The sequence below is a fragment of the uncultured Marivita sp. genome (assembly GCF_947488135.1).
In the GTDB taxonomy this organism is placed as follows: Bacteria; Pseudomonadota; Alphaproteobacteria; order Rhodobacterales; family Rhodobacteraceae; genus Marivita.
In genome coordinates this window covers 661357-679497 of record NZ_CANKYW010000002.1, presented here as the reverse complement: position 1 = coordinate 679497, position 18141 = coordinate 661357, and the positions used below count along the sequence as shown (strand labels likewise).

18 protein-coding genes are annotated in these 18141 nt (G+C 63.2%); 8 read left to right on the top strand and 10 right to left on the bottom strand.

The window, feature by feature from the left end; genetic code table 11:
* Positions 1-15: 15 nt before the first annotated feature.
* A complete protein-coding gene (gene mnmD / locus Q1B16_RS10380) occupies positions 16-690 on the top strand; it encodes a tRNA (5-methylaminomethyl-2-thiouridine)(34)-methyltransferase MnmD (RefSeq protein WP_299787596.1) in 675 nt (224 codons plus the stop codon).
* Positions 687-1553, top strand: coding sequence for a DMT family transporter (locus Q1B16_RS10375; protein WP_299787593.1), 867 nt, complete (start codon positions 687-689; stop codon positions 1551-1553). The genes mnmD and Q1B16_RS10375 overlap by 4 nt, the downstream gene beginning before the upstream one ends.
* Here Q1B16_RS10375 and Q1B16_RS10370 read toward each other — a convergent pair.
* Positions 1518-3482 carry a lytic transglycosylase domain-containing protein gene (locus Q1B16_RS10370; protein WP_299787590.1) on the bottom strand — a complete coding sequence of 655 codons (1965 nt, stop codon included), beginning with the start codon at positions 3480-3482 and terminating at the stop codon, positions 1518-1520. The genes Q1B16_RS10375 and Q1B16_RS10370 overlap by 36 nt on opposite strands.
* Positions 3483-3612: 130 nt before the next feature.
* Here Q1B16_RS10370 and dapA point away from each other — a divergent pair, with 130 nt between their 5' ends.
* On the top strand, positions 3613-4488 hold the full coding sequence (dapA, locus tag Q1B16_RS10365) for a 4-hydroxy-tetrahydrodipicolinate synthase (RefSeq protein WP_299787870.1): 876 nt from the start codon (positions 3613-3615) through the stop codon (positions 4486-4488).
* A 110-nt stretch (positions 4489-4598) separates the two neighbouring features.
* Here the strand turns inward: dapA and Q1B16_RS10360 are convergent, their stop codons facing one another.
* The 7 genes from Q1B16_RS10360 to Q1B16_RS10330 all read right to left on the bottom strand — a co-directional run bounded on the left by Q1B16_RS10360 (position 4599) and on the right by Q1B16_RS10330 (position 13202).
* Positions 4599-5903 (bottom strand): pitrilysin family protein, encoded by a 1305-nt coding sequence (locus Q1B16_RS10360; protein WP_299787587.1) that lies wholly within the window; start codon positions 5901-5903, stop codon positions 4599-4601.
* Positions 5900-7243 carry a pitrilysin family protein gene (locus Q1B16_RS10355; protein WP_299787584.1) on the bottom strand — a complete coding sequence of 448 codons (1344 nt, stop codon included), beginning with the start codon at positions 7241-7243 and terminating at the stop codon, positions 5900-5902. Before Q1B16_RS10355 ends, Q1B16_RS10360 begins: the two co-directional genes overlap by 4 nt.
* 135 nt (positions 7244-7378) lie before the next feature.
* Positions 7379-7903 (bottom strand): DUF3035 domain-containing protein, encoded by a 525-nt coding sequence (locus tag Q1B16_RS10350; RefSeq protein ID WP_299787581.1) that lies wholly within the window; start codon positions 7901-7903, stop codon positions 7379-7381.
* 59 nt (positions 7904-7962) lie between these two features.
* A complete protein-coding gene (lspA, locus tag Q1B16_RS10345) occupies positions 7963-8433 on the bottom strand; it encodes a signal peptidase II (RefSeq protein ID WP_299787578.1) in 471 nt (156 codons plus the stop codon).
* A 43-nt stretch (positions 8434-8476) separates the two neighbouring features.
* Positions 8477-10066, bottom strand: a complete 1590-nt coding sequence (gene purH / locus Q1B16_RS10340; protein WP_299787574.1) for a bifunctional phosphoribosylaminoimidazolecarboxamide formyltransferase/IMP cyclohydrolase — start codon at positions 10064-10066, stop codon at positions 8477-8479.
* Positions 10067-10087: 21 nt separating this feature from the next.
* Positions 10088-11836, bottom strand: a complete 1749-nt coding sequence (locus Q1B16_RS10335; protein ID WP_299787571.1) for a heparinase II/III family protein — start codon at positions 11834-11836, stop codon at positions 10088-10090.
* Between the two features lie 85 nt (positions 11837-11921).
* Positions 11922-13202 (bottom strand): transcription antitermination factor NusB, encoded by a 1281-nt coding sequence (locus Q1B16_RS10330; RefSeq protein ID WP_299787568.1) that lies wholly within the window; start codon positions 13200-13202, stop codon positions 11922-11924.
* Positions 13203-13281: 79 nt separating this feature from the next.
* On the opposite strand from Q1B16_RS10330, the gene Q1B16_RS10325 reads away from it, so the two are divergent.
* The gene (locus Q1B16_RS10325) at positions 13282-13464 is read left to right on the top strand and encodes a DUF1674 domain-containing protein (protein ID WP_299787565.1); all 183 of its coding nucleotides are present in this window, start codon (positions 13282-13284) and stop codon (positions 13462-13464) included.
* 3 nt (positions 13465-13467) lie between these two features.
* On the opposite strand, the gene Q1B16_RS10320 is transcribed toward Q1B16_RS10325, so the two are convergent.
* Entirely contained in the window at positions 13468-13827 is a 360-nt protein-coding gene (locus Q1B16_RS10320; protein WP_299787562.1) for a dihydrodipicolinate reductase, read from the bottom strand.
* An 88-nt stretch (positions 13828-13915) separates the two neighbouring features.
* On the bottom strand, positions 13916-14734 hold the full coding sequence (gene dapB, locus Q1B16_RS10315) for a 4-hydroxy-tetrahydrodipicolinate reductase (RefSeq protein ID WP_299787559.1): 819 nt from the start codon (positions 14732-14734) through the stop codon (positions 13916-13918).
* A gap of 84 nt (positions 14735-14818) precedes the next feature.
* Between dapB and rbfA the strand changes: the two genes are divergently transcribed.
* The 4 genes from rbfA to Q1B16_RS10295 all read left to right on the top strand — a co-directional run bounded on the left by rbfA (position 14819) and on the right by Q1B16_RS10295 (position 18135).
* Positions 14819-15214, top strand: a complete 396-nt coding sequence (rbfA, locus tag Q1B16_RS10310; protein ID WP_299787556.1) for a 30S ribosome-binding factor RbfA — start codon at positions 14819-14821, stop codon at positions 15212-15214.
* Positions 15215-15245: 31 nt separating this feature from the next.
* On the top strand, positions 15246-15956 hold the full coding sequence (locus Q1B16_RS10305; protein ID WP_299787867.1) for a phosphodiester glycosidase family protein: 711 nt from the start codon (positions 15246-15248) through the stop codon (positions 15954-15956).
* Positions 15957-16019: 63 nt separating this feature from the next.
* Positions 16020-17366 (top strand): TldD/PmbA family protein, encoded by a 1347-nt coding sequence (locus tag Q1B16_RS10300; protein WP_299787553.1) that lies wholly within the window; start codon positions 16020-16022, stop codon positions 17364-17366.
* On the top strand, positions 17353-18135 hold the full coding sequence (locus tag Q1B16_RS10295; RefSeq protein WP_299787549.1) for a 3'(2'),5'-bisphosphate nucleotidase CysQ: 783 nt from the start codon (positions 17353-17355) through the stop codon (positions 18133-18135). Before Q1B16_RS10300 ends, Q1B16_RS10295 begins: the two co-directional genes overlap by 14 nt.
* The last annotated feature ends 6 nt before the right edge of the window (positions 18136-18141 follow it).

Sequence of the window (18141 nt, the reverse complement as noted above, 5' to 3'; positions counted from 1 at the left end):
CTAAGGTATGTCATCATGGAACTCCAGACGGAACCGCTCGACTGGCGCGACGGGGATGTTCCTGTCTCCCGCCGGTTCGACGATCCCTATTTTTCGCTCGACAACGGGCATGCGGAAACGCGGCATGTGTTTCTGTCGGGCAACGATCTGCCCGCGCGGTTCAGGGACGGATTCCACATCGCCGAGCTTGGCTTCGGCACCGGGCTGAACCTTTTGGCGGCTCTCGATCTCTGGCGGTCGAGCGGTCAGACCGGAACGCTCCATTTCACCAGTTTCGAAGCCTTCCCGATGACGGCAGACGACATGATCCGCGCGCAACAGGCGTTTCCTGAACTGGCGGGCATTGCAAAGGAATTGGCCCCGTGCTGGCAAAACGGGGCGCGGCAGATCACCCTGCCGGACCTTCATTTCACGCTTGTCGAAGGCGATGCGCGCGAGACCCTGAAGACGCTCACACCACCAGTGGATGCCTGGTTCCTCGACGGCTTTTCACCCGCCAAGAACCCCGAACTCTGGGAACCCGCGCTTCTGACGCAAGTGGCCCGGCACACCGCACCAAACGGTACCGCAGCGACCTATACTGCCGCAGGCCATGTCCGCCGCGCACTGGATGCGGCGGGACTGATCACCACCCGCGTGCCCGGTTTCGGTCGCAAACGCCACATGACCATCGCCTGGAAAGCCACATGACCGAGACCAACAACCGTCTGGGCGTCTGGCTCATGGTCGCGACCACCTTCGTTTTCGCCATGCAGGACGGCCTCTCGCAGCACCTGGCAAGCGAATACAACGTGTTGATGGTGGTGATGATCCGCTACTGGTTCTTCGCCACCTTCGTCATGTTCGTGGCAAGCCGCCGCGCCGGTGGCCTGCGCGCTGCTGCGGCCACGACCCAGCCTTGGCTACAGGGCTTTCGCGGGCTGCTTCTGGCCGCCGAGATTTGTGTAATGGTCCTCGCCTTCACCTATCTTGGCCTTGTCGAAAGCCACGCGATCTTCGCCTGCTACCCGCTGCTCATCGCCGCGCTTTCCGGTCCGATCCTTGGCGAGCAGGTGGGCTGGCGGCGCTGGACGGCGATCGGCGTCGGCTTCATCGGCATCCTGATCATCCTGCAACCGGGTTTCGGCGTCTTCTCTCCGCTCGCCATCATTCCCACGATCGCGGCCTTTATGTTCGCGCTTTACGGCCTGCTCACACGCTACGCCGCCCGCAAGGACAGCGCCGCGACCAGCTTTTTCTGGACCGGCACCGTGGGTGCCGTATTCATGACGACCATCGGCATCTGGTTCTGGGAACCGATGATTGCATCCGATTGGGCCCTGATGGCGCTGCTTTGCGTGACGGGGGCGACCGGGCATTATCTGCTGATCAAGTGCTACGATGTGGCCGAGGCCAGCGCGGTTCAGCCCTTTGCCTACCTGCAACTGCCCTTCGCGGCGAGCCTCGGAGTGCTGGCCTTCGGAGAGGCGATCCGCGCCAACGTGGTCTTCGGCGCAAGCCTGATCGTCGGAGCCGGTCTATTCACCCTCTGGCGTCAGCGGCAAAAGGGTTGAGCCCTTCAGCTCTTCCGAAAACGGCACCGGGTGCGGGTCGCGCCCCAACCTCGCCCGGTAGATCGGCAGGCTTTCAGTCACCCGCATCACGTAGTTCCGGGTTTCCGTGAAGGGGATGTGTTCGATCCAGTCGATCACGTCCATCTCACCGCGTCGTGGATCGCCGCGTTCTTCCATCCACCGGATCGGGCGGCTTGGTCCCGCGTTGTAGCCTGCCGCGATCATGACTGCATTGCCGTCGAATTGCCGTGCGAGGCGGTCCAGATACGTGGCGCCCAGAACCGCGTTGTAGACCGGATCGGCCAAAACCTTGGCTTCCGAGAACTCCACGTCCAGCCATCCCGCCACTTCACGGGCGGTGCCGGGCATCACCTGCATCAGCCCAAGCGCCCCCACAGGCGACACGACGTTGGGTTCGAATTCGGATTCGCGCCGTGCGATTGCCAGCACCAGTTCTGTCGGCACCGGATGAGCGAGATCGGCCAGCGCGTGCAGCGGATAATACGGCGCGTGCACCTCGTGTCCGTATTGCGCCGCGCGCTTGCCAAGCATGACCTGCACATGCGGCAAGCCGAGATCGTCAAGCATCTGGCCCATCTGCCCGATCTGCGTGCGATCCAGCGATTCCGCCAGATGCGTCAAGAACCGTTCGGCCAACACCTTTTCCTCGGCATCCAAGAGCAGGATCGCCGCGGTAAAGACCGATGAGTCCGTGAACGGCGCATCCCGCCAATCGGGGAAGGGTTCGGTCCCCGCAAGCAGCGGATCGGCGGGCAACCCGCCCGCCTCGGCCGCAAGAAGTCCGTAGAACGACGTCTGGTATTGCGCCCCGAACGTATAGGCGCGCGCCGCCGCGTCGGCATTGCCCGCAGCCTCCTGCGCCCGGCCTAACCAATATCCTGCGCGACCCAGAGATATCGGAGTCTCCACCCCCCCGCGCATCGCCTGGAAGTGACCTACAGCGCGTTCCGGCGCATCGAGAAAGCGCAGTGATAGATACCCAGAGAGCCATTCGAGATCGGCGAAGGATGACCCTTCGGTCAGCCAGTGTGTCGACGCCACGTCATAAGCCACCTGGTGACGGCCCTCGCGCATCAGGCGGCGCACGATATCGTCCCGCTGCCGCGCCCAGATATCCGGGCGCCCCAGCGATTCGCGCGATTTGGAACGGGCCAGCAACAGTTCTACCGCGTCATCGATCCGCCCCTTGCGGGCACGCCAGTTGAACCGTTCATAGGCCAGCCCGGCATCGGCGCTCAGATTGGCGGGGATCGCTTCGATCAACGCATCGACCCCCGGCGCATCCGTGCGCAAGGCGATCCGCGCCTGCGCGAGCTTGCGCCAGCCATCATCGACAAGCGGCAGCATGGCACGCGCGTTGATCTCGCGCCCTTCCCACAGCATCGTATCCAACCGCGTGGTATGATGCGCCGCCAGCAAATCACCGTAGGACGACAAAAACGCCGCGTGCTCCTCGGACGTCAGGTGCAGCGTTTTCCACGCAGTCAGGATAACGTCATTCGCGGCGGGTCGATCATCCGCCGTCAGCAAGGCGCGTGCGAGGGACAGCGCGCCTGCACCGGTCTCCGGAACGTAGCCCGCGTAGAACGTGCGGATCGCCTCGGCCGGGGCCGAAGTCATTGCGGCCTCGCTCTTTTCCTTGAGGTAGGGCAAGCCGGGCCAGTCCGGATTGCGGGTCAGGAAATCCTGCACCTCGCGCGGCGATCCGAGCCCCGCCCTAAGGTAATGCCACAGGATCACGTCCAGCGCCGCCTGCCCGTCGCCCCGCGCCTCGATCTGCGCGGCGGCCCAGTTTCCGTCCCGCATCAGGTCCATCGCCCGTTCGAGCGGACGCGCACTGCCCTGCGCCAAGGCAGCCAACGGCAGGATGAGCACTGCCACGGCCAGGATCGCGATACGCCGAAACATGACTTGCATTTTCTCCACTGAAACAGGATAGACGGCTCGCTAAAGGATAACCCACACCCCGCGACCTTCAACTCACATTCGCGGGACGGGCACAATGGCGGTTCTGCCACCAACGATAAGGAGCGTGACGATGTTCAAAGGGTCGATGCCTGCACTGGTCACACCGTTCAAGAACGGTGCGGTGGATTTCGACACGCTCAAACGTCTGGTGGATTGGCATGTCGATCAGGGCAGCCACGGCCTTGTTCCTGTGGGCACCACCGGCGAAAGCCCGACACTCAGCCATGAAGAGCATGAAGAGGTCGTGTCCTTCGTCGTCAAGGCCGCTGACGGGCGTATCCCGATCATTGCCGGGGCCGGGTCGAACAACACCGACGAAGCCATCCGTTTTCTTCAGCACGCCGAAAAGGCCGGTGCTCAGGCGGGGCTTGTGGTGACGCCGTATTACAACAAGCCGACGCAAGACGGGCTGATCCGGCATTTCACGATGCTGCACGATGCCTGCGAGCTTCCGATCATCATCTACAACATTCCGGGTCGGTCGGTCGTCGACATGCTGCCCGCTACGATGGGTGAACTGGCGAAACTGCCCCGCATCATTGGCGTCAAGGACGCCACCGGCGATCTGGCCCGCGTCTGCGCCCAGCGCCTGACCTGTGGTCGGGAGTTCATCCAGATTTCCGGCGAGGACGCCACGGCGCACGGTTTCAACGCACAGGGCGGAGTGGGCTGCATCTCGGTCACCGCCAACGTGGCGCCGGCGCTCTGTTCGCAGATGCAAGAGGCGACGCTGGCGGGCGATTACATCACCGCGCTGGAAATCCAGGACCGGCTGATGCCGCTGCATCACAGCATCTTCGTGGAACCGGGTCTGTGCGGCGCGAAATACGCCATGAGCCGTCTCGGTCTCTGCGACGAGGAAATGCGCGCACCGCTGTTCCCGGTCTCGCAGCCCACGCGTGATCTGATCGACAACGGTCTGCGCCATGCGGGGCTTTTGAACTAGACGGCACAGACTCTTCGAAGAGTTTGGTGAAATCCTTCGAAGGATTTTGCCCCAACCAAAAAAGGGCCGCGCTGGATCAGCGCGGCCCTTTTTTACCACTTGGTCAAATATCAGGACTCAAGCCCCTCGGGCTGGCCAACCACCACAAATCGCAACGCGTCGGGCTTGAGGATACGCGCCGCGACGCGCTTGATGTCGTCCAGCGTGATCGCTTCGATCTGGGCGTTTCGGGTCGTGACATACTCGGGTGTCAGGTCGTCCATCTGCATACCGACAAGGATATTCGCAATCCGCCCGTTGCCATCGAACCGCAGCGGGTAGGCCCCGGTCAGATAGGTCTTGGCGGTCTCCAATTCCTCTTCCGTAACGCCGTTTTCCGCCATCTTGGTCCATTCGTCCCGAATGACCTCAATGGCTTCGGCTATGCGATCATTGGCACTCGCCACGCGGCCCAGATACAAAGCCGCGTGATCTTTGGGCACGAGGTAGCTGTAGACGCCATAGGTCAGCCCACGCTTCTCGCGTACCTCTTCCATGAGGCGCGCCTCAAAACCACCGCCGCCCAGGATTTCGTTCAACACGTAGGCCGCGAAGAAATCGGGATCGTCCCGCGCGATGCCTTCATGTCCGAAGATCGCCACCGATTGCGGCACGTCGAACGGAACGACGGTCACACCCGCCTCGGTCGTCACGTCGATATCCGGGGCTTGTGGCGTCCCGGTTTCGGGCAAGCCAGCCAGCAGATCGTCGAGCAAAGCGGCCAGTTCCTCGGCCGAGATATCGCCGGCTGCGCTGACGTAAACGCGATCCCGCGCCAAGGCGCCTTCATGCGCGGCAATCAAATCCTCTTGCGTCAGCGCGGACACGCTTTCCTCGGTGCCTTCGATGGCCGATCCGTAAGGGTGATCCCCGAACACCATGCGGTCGAATTCGCGGCCGACGATGGTATCGGGGTCCTGAAGATCGGACCGGATGCCCGAGATGATCTGCGCGCGCACGCGGTCGATCGCGTCCTGGTCGAACCGCGGTTGGATCAGCGCATCACGCAAGAGGGCCAAGGCTTCATCCTGGTTCTCGGTCAGAAACCGCGCCGAAACCGAAACGGCATCGTCGCTCACGTCAAAGTCGAAACTCGCCGCCAGAGACTCGACCTCTTCGGCGTAGGCGCGCGCATCAAGATCACCTGCCCCTTCTTCCAGCAGAGCGGTCATCAGATAGGTCGCGCCCCGCTTTCCGGGCTGATCCAGGGATGCACCGCCCTTGAAGCGCAACTCAAGCGCGACGAAGGGGATCGACTGTTCCTCGACCAGCCAAGCGTTGATGCCGCCCGGGCTTTGCACTTCGACGATGTCGATCTCCGCCCGCAGTGGCGCGGCCAGCATCATGAAGGCGATCAGGGGTCCAAAGAACTTCATTGCGTTACCTCCGGTGCCGTGCGTAGGAACCCGGTCACCGCCTTATCGCGGTCAAACACGTCTTCTGCCGCGGCGATGATTTCTTCCGGCGTGATGGATTGCACGATTTCGGGCCAAGCATGTACGTCCTCGATCGTCAGCCCCGAGGTCAGGGCCGCGCCATAGCGGCGGGCCAGCGAGTCGGAACTGTCAAGCTCGTAGACCTGCGCCGCGCGCAGCTGAAACTTGATCCGTTCGAGCTGTTCCGCATCGACACCGGTTTCGATGAACTCCGCGATAATACGGTCCATGTCGGCTTCGGCCTCTTCGAGCGTGACGCCTTCGGCGGGCACGTTCACGACCCCGAAGGTCGTGTCATCCAGCGACAGCCCGCTGTAGAACGCGCTGGCATAGACAGAGCGGCGCTCCTCGAACTGGAGCTTTTGCGGCATCACGGATGTCTGCGACCCGCCAAGCACTTCGGCCAGCAGCGTCAGCGCCGCCGCCTTGCGCTGGTCGCCCGGATCGCGTTCCGGAGCAAGGTAGGTGCGCATCACGTAGGGTTGCGCCACGCGCGGGTCTTCGAAAGAAATCCGACGCTCGGCCATCTGCGGCGGTTCTGATGGACGCGCCCGTTCCGGCAAAGCGTCATTGCGCGGGATCGGGCCGTAATGCTCCTGCGCCAACGCAAGGACTTCATCAGGCATCACATCGCCGGCGACGACCAGAACTGCGTTATTGGGCGAATAGAACTGTTTGTAATAGGCCAGCGCATCGTCCAGATCGAGGTTCACCATCTCGTGCCGCCAGCCGATGATCGGCGTGCCATAGGGATGGTTCAAATACTGTGCCGCCATACGCTGTTCGCGGAAGAGCGATCCGGGATCGTTCTCGACCCGCTGGTTGCGTTCTTCGATGATCACGTCGCGTTCGGTCAGGATGTCCTCGCGGTCAAGCTGGACGTTCTTCATCCGGTCCGCTTCCATTTCCATCATCAGGCCAAGCCGATCCGCCGCGACACGCTGGAAATAGGCGGTGTAGTCATAGCTGGTGAAGGCATTGTCGGTGCCGCCATTGGCCTTGACGATTTCGCTGAACTCGCCGGGGGCAAGTTTTTCGGTGCCCTTAAAGAGCAAGTGTTCGAGGAAATGCGCCACGCCCGACACACCGGGCTGTTCATCGGCGGATCCGGCCCGATACCAGACCATGTGCACCACGGCAGGGGCGCGGTGGTCTTCGATCACCACAACATCCATCCCGTTCTCAAGCTGGAAGGTGGTGACCTGATCTTCGATCGTTTGCGCCCGCAATGGCACAGCAGCGAGCAAACAGGTACTGGCAAGGGCTATCAGGCGACGCATCGGCAAATCTCCTTGGTTTTGAAGTAAGGTACGATGCGGCGGGCCAAGTTCAACCCGGCCAACAGTTTCGTGAGCGGCCGTACCCGCGCCACCCGTTCAGTTCCGTCGATGATTACCCTGCGGCAACCACGTGCATCACTGCGGCGGCGCAGACGGCGTCAGGGCACCGGCCCGGCGGGCGGCCTCGAGCGACGCATAGGGGTCGAGGGTCTGGCTGCGGTAAATCCGGTTGTAGGTGTCCTGCGGGACGAGGCGCCAGTTGAACAGCGACCTGCGCTCGCGGAATTCCTGGTCGGCCGCGGCGAGTTCCTGGCGGATGCCGGGCTGAATGCCAAAGCGCGTCGCGCGCGCCACCAGCGCCTGATCCCCGGCGCCGATCCCACCTCCGGGATTGAGACGCGACGGGTTGCCACCAAGGGCGGCCACGGCGTCCTGCAACGGCGTCGGGTCAGTGCGGTTGCTGCCACCCGGGGTCGGCTGAGGCAACTGAGCGAGGGTTTCGGGCACTTCGAGCGGTTTCGGCGGCACGATCGAGAACTCTTCCGGCGCACCGCTGGGGTTGCGCAATTGACGCAAATTGGTGTCCCGATCCGCCGTATCCTGACGCGACCCGCATGCGGTCAGCGCCATAAGTGCCAGTATGATCAATATGCGCGGCATGTATTCTGCCCGTCTCCGTGGTCGCCTCAACCCTGCTTTAACCCATCCGGCCGCGCCCGTCACGAGGCGTTTTTCCCGCCCGAGAAAAGCGCAAGCCCGATGGCCCCGATGAACACGCTGATATCAGCCACGTTGAAGGCATAGGGGTTGTCGAATCCGCAGCAGGACATGTTCAGGAAATCCGCCACCGCGCCATAGAGCAACCGGTCCACCACGTTGCCCAGCGCGCCGCCGATGAGCAGCCCGGCAAAGATCAACCCGGTCCGCCCGGGCGGATCGCGCCGCATCCAGACCAGCACGAAAAGGCAGATACCCAACGCAACCGAAATCAGCACCCAGCGCGTCCAGTCGGCATTGCCGGACAGCAGGCCGAAATTGATGCCGGTGTTCCACGCCATGCGGAAGTTGAGGTACGGCGGGAACACGTCGATGGACCCGAGGCGGGCGAGATCCATCACGTGAACCACCAGCCACTTGCTGATCTGGTCGATCACGAAAACGATCACGGCAACAAGAGCGACCAGACGCATGTTCGTTCCTTTCGATAGGCAGAAATTTTACCGTTCGGTAAAATCAGTGCCGGAAGTGACGCATCCCTGTGAGAACCATCGCCAGACCAGCCTCGTCCGCGGCCTTGATAACCTCATCGTCGCGCATCGACCCGCCCGGTTGGATGACACAGGACGCCCCCGCCGCCGCTGCTTCCATCAGGCCATCGGCGAAGGGGAAGAAGGCGTCAGAGGCGACGGCGCTTCCCTTGGTCAACGGTTCGGGCAAGCCAAGCGCCTCAGCCATGCGTTCGGCTTTCTTGGCGGCGATAAGCGCGCTGTCGAGGCGGCTCATCTGGCCCGCGCCGACACCCACGGTCGCGCCGTCCTTGACGTAGACGATGGCGTTGGATTTGACGTGCTTCGCGACGGTCCACGCGAACAGCAAGTCGCGCATCTGGTCATCGGTCGGAGCGATCTTGGTAACGACCTTGAGATCGTCCAAGTCGATCCGCCCGTTGTCGCGATCCTGCACAAGCAGACCGCCGGAGACCTGCTTCCACGCGATACCCGGTTCAGCGGTGTTGGCCAGACCCGGAGCCATCAGCAGGCGCAGGTTCTTCTTGGCCGCAAACACATCCTTGGCATCCTGATGCGCGCCGGGGGCGATGACGACCTCGGTGAAAATCTCGGAAATCGCCTCGGCCGTTTCGCCGTCGAGCGTCGAGTTCAGCGCCACGATCCCGCCAAAGGCCGAAGTGCGGTCGCAGTCGAACGCTTTTTGGTAGGCTTCTTTCAAGGTCCGGCCCGTGGCCACACCGCAAGGATTGGCGTGTTTGATGATCGCGCAGGCAAAGCCGTCACGCGGCAGAAATTCCGACACAAGCTCGAAGGCCGCATCAGTGTCGTTGATGTTGTTGTAGCTGAGTTCCTTGCCCTGCAATTGCTCGGCGATGGCGACACCCGGACGGTTGCTGCCATCGCGATAAAAGGCGGCACCCTGATGCGGGTTCTCACCGTAGCGCAAGGGTTGCGCCAGAGTTCCGGCAAAGACCCGGCGGCGCGGGGTCGCCTCGCCAATGGCGCCTGCCATCCAGGTGCTGACCGCCGCATCATACGCCCCAGTGCGCGCGTAGGCGATTTGGGCCATGCGCTGGCGGAACGCCAGCGTGGTCTGACCGTCATGCGCGTCGAGTTCGCTGAGCAGCGCGTCGTAATCCTCTACATCCACGACCGTGGTGACGAAGGCATGGTTCTTGGCCGCCGCGCGGATCATCGCGGGACCGCCGATGTCGATATTTTCGATGCAGGTGTCATAATCGGCACCTTCGGCGACGGTTTCCTCAAACGGATAAAGATTCACCACCAGCAGATCGATCGCCTTGATGTCATGCTGAAACATCGACGCGACGTGGTCGTCGTTGTCGCGCAACGCCAGCAAGCCACCATGCACCATCGGGTGCAACGTCTTGACCCGACCGTCCATCATTTCCGGAAAGCCCGTCACTTCGGCCACGTCCTTGACCGGGATACCGGCATCGCGCAGCGTCTTGGCGGATCCGCCGGTGGACAGAAGCTCCACATCCCGCGCGTGCAGCGCCTTGGCAAGATCGACGAGTCCGGTTTTGTTTGACACGGACAAGAGCGCACGGCGGAGGGGGGCAAGATTGGTCATGGCAGCAAGGAATCCCGATGTTCAGTTCAGCAGCGTCGCATCGTCCTGAACAAGATCCCGCACCGCGATGGCGGTGTCCTGAGCCTTGGCCAACGACCAGCGAACGCGGGTCGCATACTCCATTGCGCGGGCAGATAAAACGATCTGTTTCGTCGCGCGGGGACGCAGACGGCCTTTTTCGAGGTAAACCGACGGTTCCAGCGCTAATTCGCAATAGCCTTCAAAGCGGAATACCCAGATCTCGCCGCTGCGCAGCGCCATGCTGACGGCGCTGCCATTCATGTCGATGGCGGTGTCGACCTCGGGATGCAGGTGGAAGCGGATGTCGAAGGGGATGCCCGACAGGCGGGTGGCTTCGATCTTTTGGTCGAAGCGCGCTTTGCTGGTGGCATCGAGCGACACCAACAGGTCTTCGCCCACGATGCCGCGCCCGTCAAAGGTGAGCTCAAGGATGCGGGCATGGGTCAGGCCATGCGTGCGCAGATAGCCGTCATGCCCGCCTTCGAACCGAACGCCGTCCGTCGCGCGGGACAGTTCGACCGGCACGCCTTTCGGCACATCATCCAGCAACTCGCGTTCGATCGGGCCCATCCGCGAGGTGGCGCCAAGGCGCGAGCTTGAGAAGCCATCGAGACAGAGCGTGGAATGGGACGGTGTCGCCCGCCCTGCCCGGCGCCAATCCTCACCGAATGTCGCGCCCGATCCGCAGTTCACGATCAGCGGGCGCCGCCCCGAGGTCAGCTCGAACGCGAGGGTGGAGGCATGGGCGTTGAAGCTGGCCATGCCCGATGGCGGGGCGGCGGCGTCGATGATCATGGTGGTGCGGCCGGCCGACAGGCGGGCATAGCCCATCGCCAAATCCTGCGCCGCCTGCGCCTTGACACCAGCGGCTGCGAGAGCGGTATCGAGCCGTCCTTCGACGCCCCGGCCGCCGCCATGAAACCGCGCGAGACCACCATCGGCGTGTCGCAAAGCGCGCAGCGTGGGCACGATTTTGGCGATGGCCTGAATATGCGCGAGTTCAGGGGTCCGCCTGGTTTCGTGCAAGGCGTCCCGCGCCCAGATGAGCAGCGTACAGACTTCGAGCAGTTCCTCGGGATTGCGCGTCGGGATACCGCCTGCCGCGTCGATCTGGCGGGCACATTCCTGGCCCAGAGCCTTGATCGCCGGGGCGGCCTGACCCTCCATGCCTTGCAGCGACAGCCCGGCAGAGATCAGGCCGGTCAGCGCCTCGAACCGGGGCAGACCGGGGGGCGAACTGTGCCAGCGGCGGTTGAGGAAAATGGTCTGCTGCGCGATGGAGCGGAAGAACGCGCGGGATTGCTCGGGCGTCGCTCCGCTCAGCACGAAGATCGCGTGATGCAGCCAGCGGATGACACGCCGCCCGGCCAATTCAGGGGTCCAGCCCGGTCCCGAGCCGTTGCCGTACCGCTCGATCCAGGTGAACAGCCAGTCCTGCGCGGTTTTTCGGGTTGTGGCATCGCCGACGCTGGCCATGTCGTCGAGCCAGTGAAACCCGTGGATTTCTTCGAGAAACGCATCGTCCGGCGGCGTGATGTCCCACAGGTTCGCCCCGGGGGCTTCGACCAGATGGCCGGCGAAAAGCAGATTGCCCGCCGTCAGTTGCCGCCCCCGCGCGAAGGAGCCGACAGTGCGGGGTTCGGGGTGTCCGACAAAGGCGGTGGCAGGTTTGACGCGTGCAGACAGACGCGCGTGAACACGGTTCAAAAGCCGGGTCTGCGCCCGTTTTGCGGCGTCCAGTCGAAACATCAGCTCTGCCTCAGCCTTGCGTTTGCGCAAGCGTTCTTATGCCGACATCATACCTTCGTGATCGCATCGAGTCACGGTTCAATTGTCATGCTGGCGATGGATTGCCCTTGCGGCGCAGCACAGCCATGTAAAACCCGTCCATCCCGCCTTTGTCCGGCCAGTAGTCCGGGCGCAGGCGAACGCCGCCCTCGGGGCTGATCCAGTCGGGGTCGAGGCCGGGGGCGTCTGGCGGCAGGAGTTCAAGATCATCGGTCTCGGACAGGAGCCATTTGACCTGATCCTCGCCTTCTTCGCGCAGCAGGCTACAGGTGCAGTAGACCAGCGTGCCGTACGGTTTGAGGTGCTGAACCGTACGGGTCAGCAACGCGCGCTGGAGTTTGACCAGATCGTCGATCCCGGTCTGCGATTTCACGTAGGGCAGGTCAGGATGCCGCCGGATCGTGCCGGTGGCCGAACAGGGCGCGTCCAGCAGGATCGCATCGAAGAGACCGTCATCGTAAGTCAGGGCGTCCGCGATCACGGTCTTCGCCGTCAGCTTTGTGCGCGCGAGGTTTTCTGTCAGTCGGGCTATGCGCGTTTCGGAGATGTCGAGCGCGGTCACGTCGGCGCCTTTGGCCGCGAGCTGCATCGTCTTGCCACCCGGCGCGGCGCAGATGTCGAGCACGCGCTTGCCCGTGACATCGCCGAGCAGTTGCACAGGCAGCGCCGCTGCAGCGTCCTGAACCCACCAATCGCCGGTGTCGAACCCCGGCAATGCCGAAAGCTGACCGCGCGCGGACAGACGAAGTGAGCCCGTCGGCAACAGCTCTGCATCAAGCTTTTTCGCCCAGCCCTGCGGGTCGGATTTCACCGACAGGTCGATGGGTGGCGGCACGGCATGAGCGCGTTCGATCTGTGCGACGACGGGCTTGCTCCACGCTTTCGCGAGTTTCGGGCGCAGCCATTTCGGCAGCATGGTGTCGGGGGCTTTTTCCCACGCGTCCTGATCCAAAGCGGTGATCTTGCGAAGGACTGCGTTCACCAGCCCCTTCATCGGTGCGGTCTTCTTGTTCCGACCGGCGAGTTTCACCGCTTCGTTCACCACGCCATGCGCGGCGCCGCCGGTCATCAGTTCGACCGTCGCCATGCGCAGCAGGTTCATCACCCGCAGTGGCGGCTGGCGTTGCAGGTTCGGGGTCAGCAGGTGATCGGCGCGGCCCAGGTAGCGGAGCGTTTCGGTGATGAGCCGTTGCGCCGTCGCGCGCTCGGGAGGGGTCAAATCCTGCCAGACCGGATCGCTTGTGACTTCGGACAACATGCGGCCTTCGCCGATGATCTGGCTAAGGCCGTCCAAGGCGACGAGGCGAGGCGATGCGGGTGCGGGCAAGGGGCTATCCTGTAACGGGCCGGGGTTGTCCCGGACCGGAAGGCGCGTATATCAAAGAGAGCAGATATGGAAGACCGCGATGAGTTCTGACACACCCAAAGACTTGCCCCCCGCCGCCCAGCGTGCCCTCGCCGAAGCGGAGGAGCGCCGCAAAAAAGCGGCTGCCGAACAGCCGCTTCCCAAAGAGTTGGGGGGCCGCGATGGACCCGAGCCCGTGCGCTATGGCGACTGGGAAAAAGGCGGCCTCGCGATCGACTTCTGACCGTCAGCGGATACGAAAATCGGCGGCATCGCCCGCGCCTTGATCGGCGATAAAGCGCATCTCTGATCCGTTTGCGAGAACAGCCTGGCAATTATAGCCAAGATCATCGCCGCCCCAATTCAGATCGCGGCAAAAGAAGCCGTCCTGCCACGTCCATGAACCGGTCACATCCCAAGTGGCGCCGCGTCCCGAGATCTGACCATTTGGGCTGACCTGAAGACGTACGAGCGGGCGAGACAGAGTTTTGCCCTGTACGAGCTGGACAAATTCTGACTTGCTTTCAACGCGCTTGAGGTCTGCGGCGGCCATCGTCGGCAGCGCGAAACCGGCAGCGACAGCGGCGATCAGGGCGATACGTGTCATCTCTTTGGTCCTCCGGGCAGGTTTCTTGCTTTAAGATACGCAAGAAATGCACGATTGGATCAAAGAGTTCCCAAGGTGCGTGGCGCGATCATTCCTCGGACAGGCCCAGAACGTCGAGCATATCGTACTCACCCGGCGCCTTGTCCTGCCCCCAAAGCGCCGCCTTGAGCGCGCCGCGGGCAAAGACCGCACGGTCGCTGGCAACGTGGCGCAGTGTGATGCGTTCGCCCTCTGCCGCAAAGAGCACGTCATGCTCGCCGACGATATCGCCACCCCGGATGGCGCTGAAGCCGATATCGCCACGCTTGCGCGCGCCGGTTATGCCGTCGCGACCCCGATCGGACACCTCGCGCAGGTCAACACCGCGCCCCTCAGCCGCCGCCTCCCCCAACATCAGAGCGGTCCCGGAGGGCGCATCGACCTTTTTGTTGTGGTGGTATTCGATCACCTCAATATCGTAATCGGCGTCCAGTGCCGCCGCGACCTTGCGGGTCAGCACGGTCAGCAGGTTGACGCCAAGGCTCATGTTGCCTGCGCGCACGATCACGGCGTGGTGCGCGGCTGCCTTGATCTTGGTGAGGTCATTGTCGGACAGGCCAGTGGTGCCGATCACATGCACCGCGCGTGCCTGAGCCGCGAGTTCGGCGAATGCGACCGTAGCAGCAGGCGCGGTGAAGTCGATCACCGCCTGCGCACGCGCGAAGCAATCCAGCGGATCATCGGCCACGATCACGCCCATCGCCGCACCCCCCATCGCAGTGCCGACATCCTGACCGACCCAGTCGTGGCCTTCGCGCTCGACCGCACCGGCGAGGTGCATCCGGGGATGTTTGGCGATCTCGGCCACCAGCATTTGCCCCATGCGCCCGGACACCCCCGTGACAACGACACCGATCTCTTCGCTCATGACAGTCTCCGCTGGTGGATTTTCGCCTCAATAGCGGGTGACCCTCTGCTTGGCAAAGGCCGCCAGACCGCTTATGTGCCGAATATGGCAAAAAACCGATCTCACAGCTCTGAGGGACCCAGCCAGCGACAGCTGCGCGTGGGGGAATTGATCCGCCGGACGCTGGCCGATGTGCTGGCGCGGGGGGACATTCACGATCCCGATCTGAACCGCTACTCCATCACCGTGGGGGAAGTGCGCGTGTCGCCTGACCTGCGCGTCGCCACGGCCTTTGTCGTGCCGTTGGGCGGCAAGGGCCAGGAGGATGTGCTGGAGCTTCTCAACCGCAACCGCAGCGAATTGCGTCGCGCGGTGTCGAAGAATCTGACGCTGAAGTTCTCGCCCGAATTGCGGTTCAAGCTGGACGACACGTTCGACCGGATGGACGATACGCGCCGGATGTTTGAACAAGACGATGTGCGTCGTGATATCGAAAACTAGGGCGGTTTTGGCGTCGTTGGCGCTTGTCGCGATGACCGGGCTCTCGGCGCGGGCCAGTGTGACCTGCGAGGAACGCCAATTCGACGGGCTGGCCTATACCGCTTGCGAGGTCGATCCTCGCGAAGCCGATCTGCGCCTTTTCCTCGACGCGCCGTCAGGAGAAAAATACGGGCAGTTCACGGCCATCGACGGGGCCCTGGCGGCAGAAGGCAAGACGCTGGTCTTCGCGATGAACGGCGGGATGTATCACAGCGATCGTGCGCCGGTGGGTCACTATGTCGAGGACGGCGAAGAGATCATGCGCGTGATCCCAAATGCCGGGCCAGGGAATTTCGGGCTGTTGCCGAACGGGATTTTCTGCATCCGCGACGATCGGGCAGACGTGATCGAAACGCTTGCCTATGATGCCGCCCGTCCGGAATGCCGGTTTGCGACGCAATCGGGGCCAATGCTGGTGATCGACGGGGAACTGCACCCGAGATTCCTGGTCGACAGCACGTCGCGCTATATCCGCAATGGTGTGGGCACGTCCGAGGACGGCACGCGGGTGGTCTTCGTGATCTCGGATCAGCCGGTCACCTTCCACCAATTCGGTCGCATTTTCCGCGACGATCTGGGCTTGCCGCAGGCGCTTTTCCTGGATGGCAGTGTGTCGCGGATCCATGCGCCGCAGCTGAACCGGTCGGATTTCGGGCGCTGGCTTGGGCCGATCGTGGGCGTCGTGGCTCCGCGCGATCCGTAGGGTTGCGGTGGTGCGTTCGCCGCTCTACCTCTCTGCGACACGAATTTTGGCATCGGAGACTCCATGACAGACACGCTTGACGATCTGACGCAAAGCCTGTTGCAGCGCGCCCACGCCGCCGGGGCCGATGCCGCCGATGTGCTGGCGGTGCAGGGCAACTCCATCTCCATCGACGTGCGGGGCGGGGTACTGGAACAGGCGGAACGGTCGGAAAGCACCGATATCGGTTTGCGGGTCTTCGTGGGGAAGCGGGTTGCCAACGTATCGTCATCGGACGTGCGGGCGGACAGTCTCGCGATCATGGCGGAACGCGCGGTCGCGATGGCGCGGGAGGCCCCGGAGGATCCCTATACCGGGCTGGCCGATCCTCATCAGTTGGCCCGGAACCGCGAGTCCGACTGGCTCGAGATGTATGACCCGTCACCCGAGCCGTCGCCCGCCGCGCTGGAGCAGGATGCGCGGGATGCAGAGGCGGCGGCGTTGGCGGTGGACGGGATCACGCAGGTGTCGTCCGCTTCGGCAGGCTATGGGTCGCAGGCGATCCACCTTGCCGCCAGCAACGGGTTTTCCGGTGGCTATCAGCGGACGTCACGGTCGGTGTCCTGTGTCGCAATTGCAGGCACGGGAACCGGGATGGAGCGCGATTACGATGGCGATCAGCGCATTTTTCAGGCCGATCTGCGGTCGGCGCAGGAGATCGGCCGTACCGCAGCCGAGCGCACGCTGGAACGGATGAACCCGCGCAAGCCAAAAACGGGCGCCTATCCGGTGCTGTTTGACGAGCGGATTTCATCGTCGCTGATCGGGCATTTGCTGATGGCGATCAACGGCGCTGCGATTGCGCGGCGGTCGTCCTGGGCGCTGGACCTGCTGGGCAAAGAGGTTCTGCCAGCGGAGCTGAGCCTGACCGAGGATCCGCATCGCGTGCGTGTCGGGGGATCGCGTCCGTTCGATGCCGAAGGGTTGGCGACAGAGAAGCGCGATATCGTCAAGGACGGGGTGCTGACGGGGTGGACGCTCGATCTGGCGACGGCGCGGAAACTTGGGCTGGACCCCACCGGAAACGCGGCGCGCGGGACAACCGGGGGGCCGTCGCCCAGTGTCTCGAACGTGGCACTGACGCCAGGCGCACAGGATCGCGCGGGTTTGATCACGGACATGGGCACCGGGCTTGTCGTGACGTCGATGATCGGATCGACGATCAATCCCAACACGGGCGACTATTCGCGGGGCGCGGCAGGATTCTGGGTCGAGAATGGCGAAGTGGCCTATCCGGTCAGCGGCGTGACGATTGCGGGCAACCTGATCGAGATGCTCAAGACCATCGTTCCGGCGAATGACGCGCGTCCGTGGCTGAGCCGGGTCGTGCCATCGCTTCTGGTCGAGGGGCTGACCCTTGCAGGTGAGTGATCTTGACCTCCTCATAGACGCTGCCCGTATGGCGGGAGAGATCGCGCTGCGCGAAAAGGCGCGGGGGCTGGATGTCGAACATAAGGCAGATGACGCTGGGCCGGTCACGCAGGCGGATTACGCCGTGGACAACGCCCTGCGCGAAAGCCTGACGGCGTCGCGGCCCGATTACGGCTGGCTGAGCGAAGAGACCGAGGACGATGCGTCGCGCTTGGGCACGGAGAGGGTGTTCATCGTCGATCCCATCGACGGCACACGCAGTTTCGTCAAAGGCGAGGCGACCTGGGCGCATTCGCTGGCGGTTGTCGAAAACGGCATCGTCACGCAGGGTGTCGTTTACCTTCCGGAAATGAATTTGCTTTATTCCGCAAGCATCACGCAGGGCGCGTTTTGCAATGGGGATCAGATCCATGTTTCCGATACTGCCGATATTGATGATGCTCGGGTTCTGGCCACCAAGCCGAACATGGACCCGATTCATTGGCGCGATGCCGTGCCCGGTTTTGCCCGGTCGCATCGTCCCTCGCTCGCCTATCGGCTGTGTCTGGTGGCACAAGGGCGCTATGATGCGATGTTGACGTTCCGGCCAAGTTGGGAATGGGACATCGCCGCGGGTGCCCTGATCCTGTCGGAAGCGGGAGCGAGGGTGTCTAACCGATCCGGCGAGGACCTGCGATTCAACAATCGGATGCCGCAGACGGATGGCGTTCTGGGCGCTGGACAGGCGTTGCACCGACGGATTTCGGACGAGCTTGTCTATACTGCGTAGACGCTG

Coding starts and splice junctions, on each gene's coding strand:
- Q1B16_RS10360 (WP_299787587.1), bottom strand. CDS start 5,903: ATGAAGTTCTTTGGACCCCTGATCGCCTTCATGATGCTGGCCGCGCCA.
- Q1B16_RS10350 (WP_299787581.1), bottom strand. CDS start 7,903: ATGCCGCGCATATTGATCATACTGGCACTTATGGCGCTGACCGCATGC.
- mnmD (WP_299787596.1), top strand. CDS start 16: ATGGAACTCCAGACGGAACCGCTCGACTGGCGCGACGGGGATGTTCCT.
- lspA (WP_299787578.1), bottom strand. CDS start 8,433: ATGCGTCTGGTCGCTCTTGTTGCCGTGATCGTTTTCGTGATCGACCAG.
- Q1B16_RS10305 (WP_299787867.1), top strand. CDS start 15,246: ATGACCGGGCTCTCGGCGCGGGCCAGTGTGACCTGCGAGGAACGCCAA.
- rbfA (WP_299787556.1), top strand. CDS start 14,819: ATGGCAAAAAACCGATCTCACAGCTCTGAGGGACCCAGCCAGCGACAG.
- purH (WP_299787574.1), bottom strand. CDS start 10,066: ATGACCAATCTTGCCCCCCTCCGCCGTGCGCTCTTGTCCGTGTCAAAC.
- dapA (WP_299787870.1), top strand. CDS start 3,613: ATGTTCAAAGGGTCGATGCCTGCACTGGTCACACCGTTCAAGAACGGT.
- dapB (WP_299787559.1), bottom strand. CDS start 14,734: ATGAGCGAAGAGATCGGTGTCGTTGTCACGGGGGTGTCCGGGCGCATG.
- Q1B16_RS10370 (WP_299787590.1), bottom strand. CDS start 3,482: ATGTTTCGGCGTATCGCGATCCTGGCCGTGGCAGTGCTCATCCTGCCG.
- Q1B16_RS10375 (WP_299787593.1), top strand. CDS start 687: ATGACCGAGACCAACAACCGTCTGGGCGTCTGGCTCATGGTCGCGACC.
- Q1B16_RS10355 (WP_299787584.1), bottom strand. CDS start 7,243: ATGCGTCGCCTGATAGCCCTTGCCAGTACCTGTTTGCTCGCTGCTGTG.
- Q1B16_RS10320 (WP_299787562.1), bottom strand. CDS start 13,827: ATGACACGTATCGCCCTGATCGCCGCTGTCGCTGCCGGTTTCGCGCTG.
- Q1B16_RS10325 (WP_299787565.1), top strand. CDS start 13,282: ATGAGTTCTGACACACCCAAAGACTTGCCCCCCGCCGCCCAGCGTGCC.
- Q1B16_RS10335 (WP_299787571.1), bottom strand. CDS start 11,836: ATGTTTCGACTGGACGCCGCAAAACGGGCGCAGACCCGGCTTTTGAAC.
- Q1B16_RS10300 (WP_299787553.1), top strand. CDS start 16,020: ATGACAGACACGCTTGACGATCTGACGCAAAGCCTGTTGCAGCGCGCC.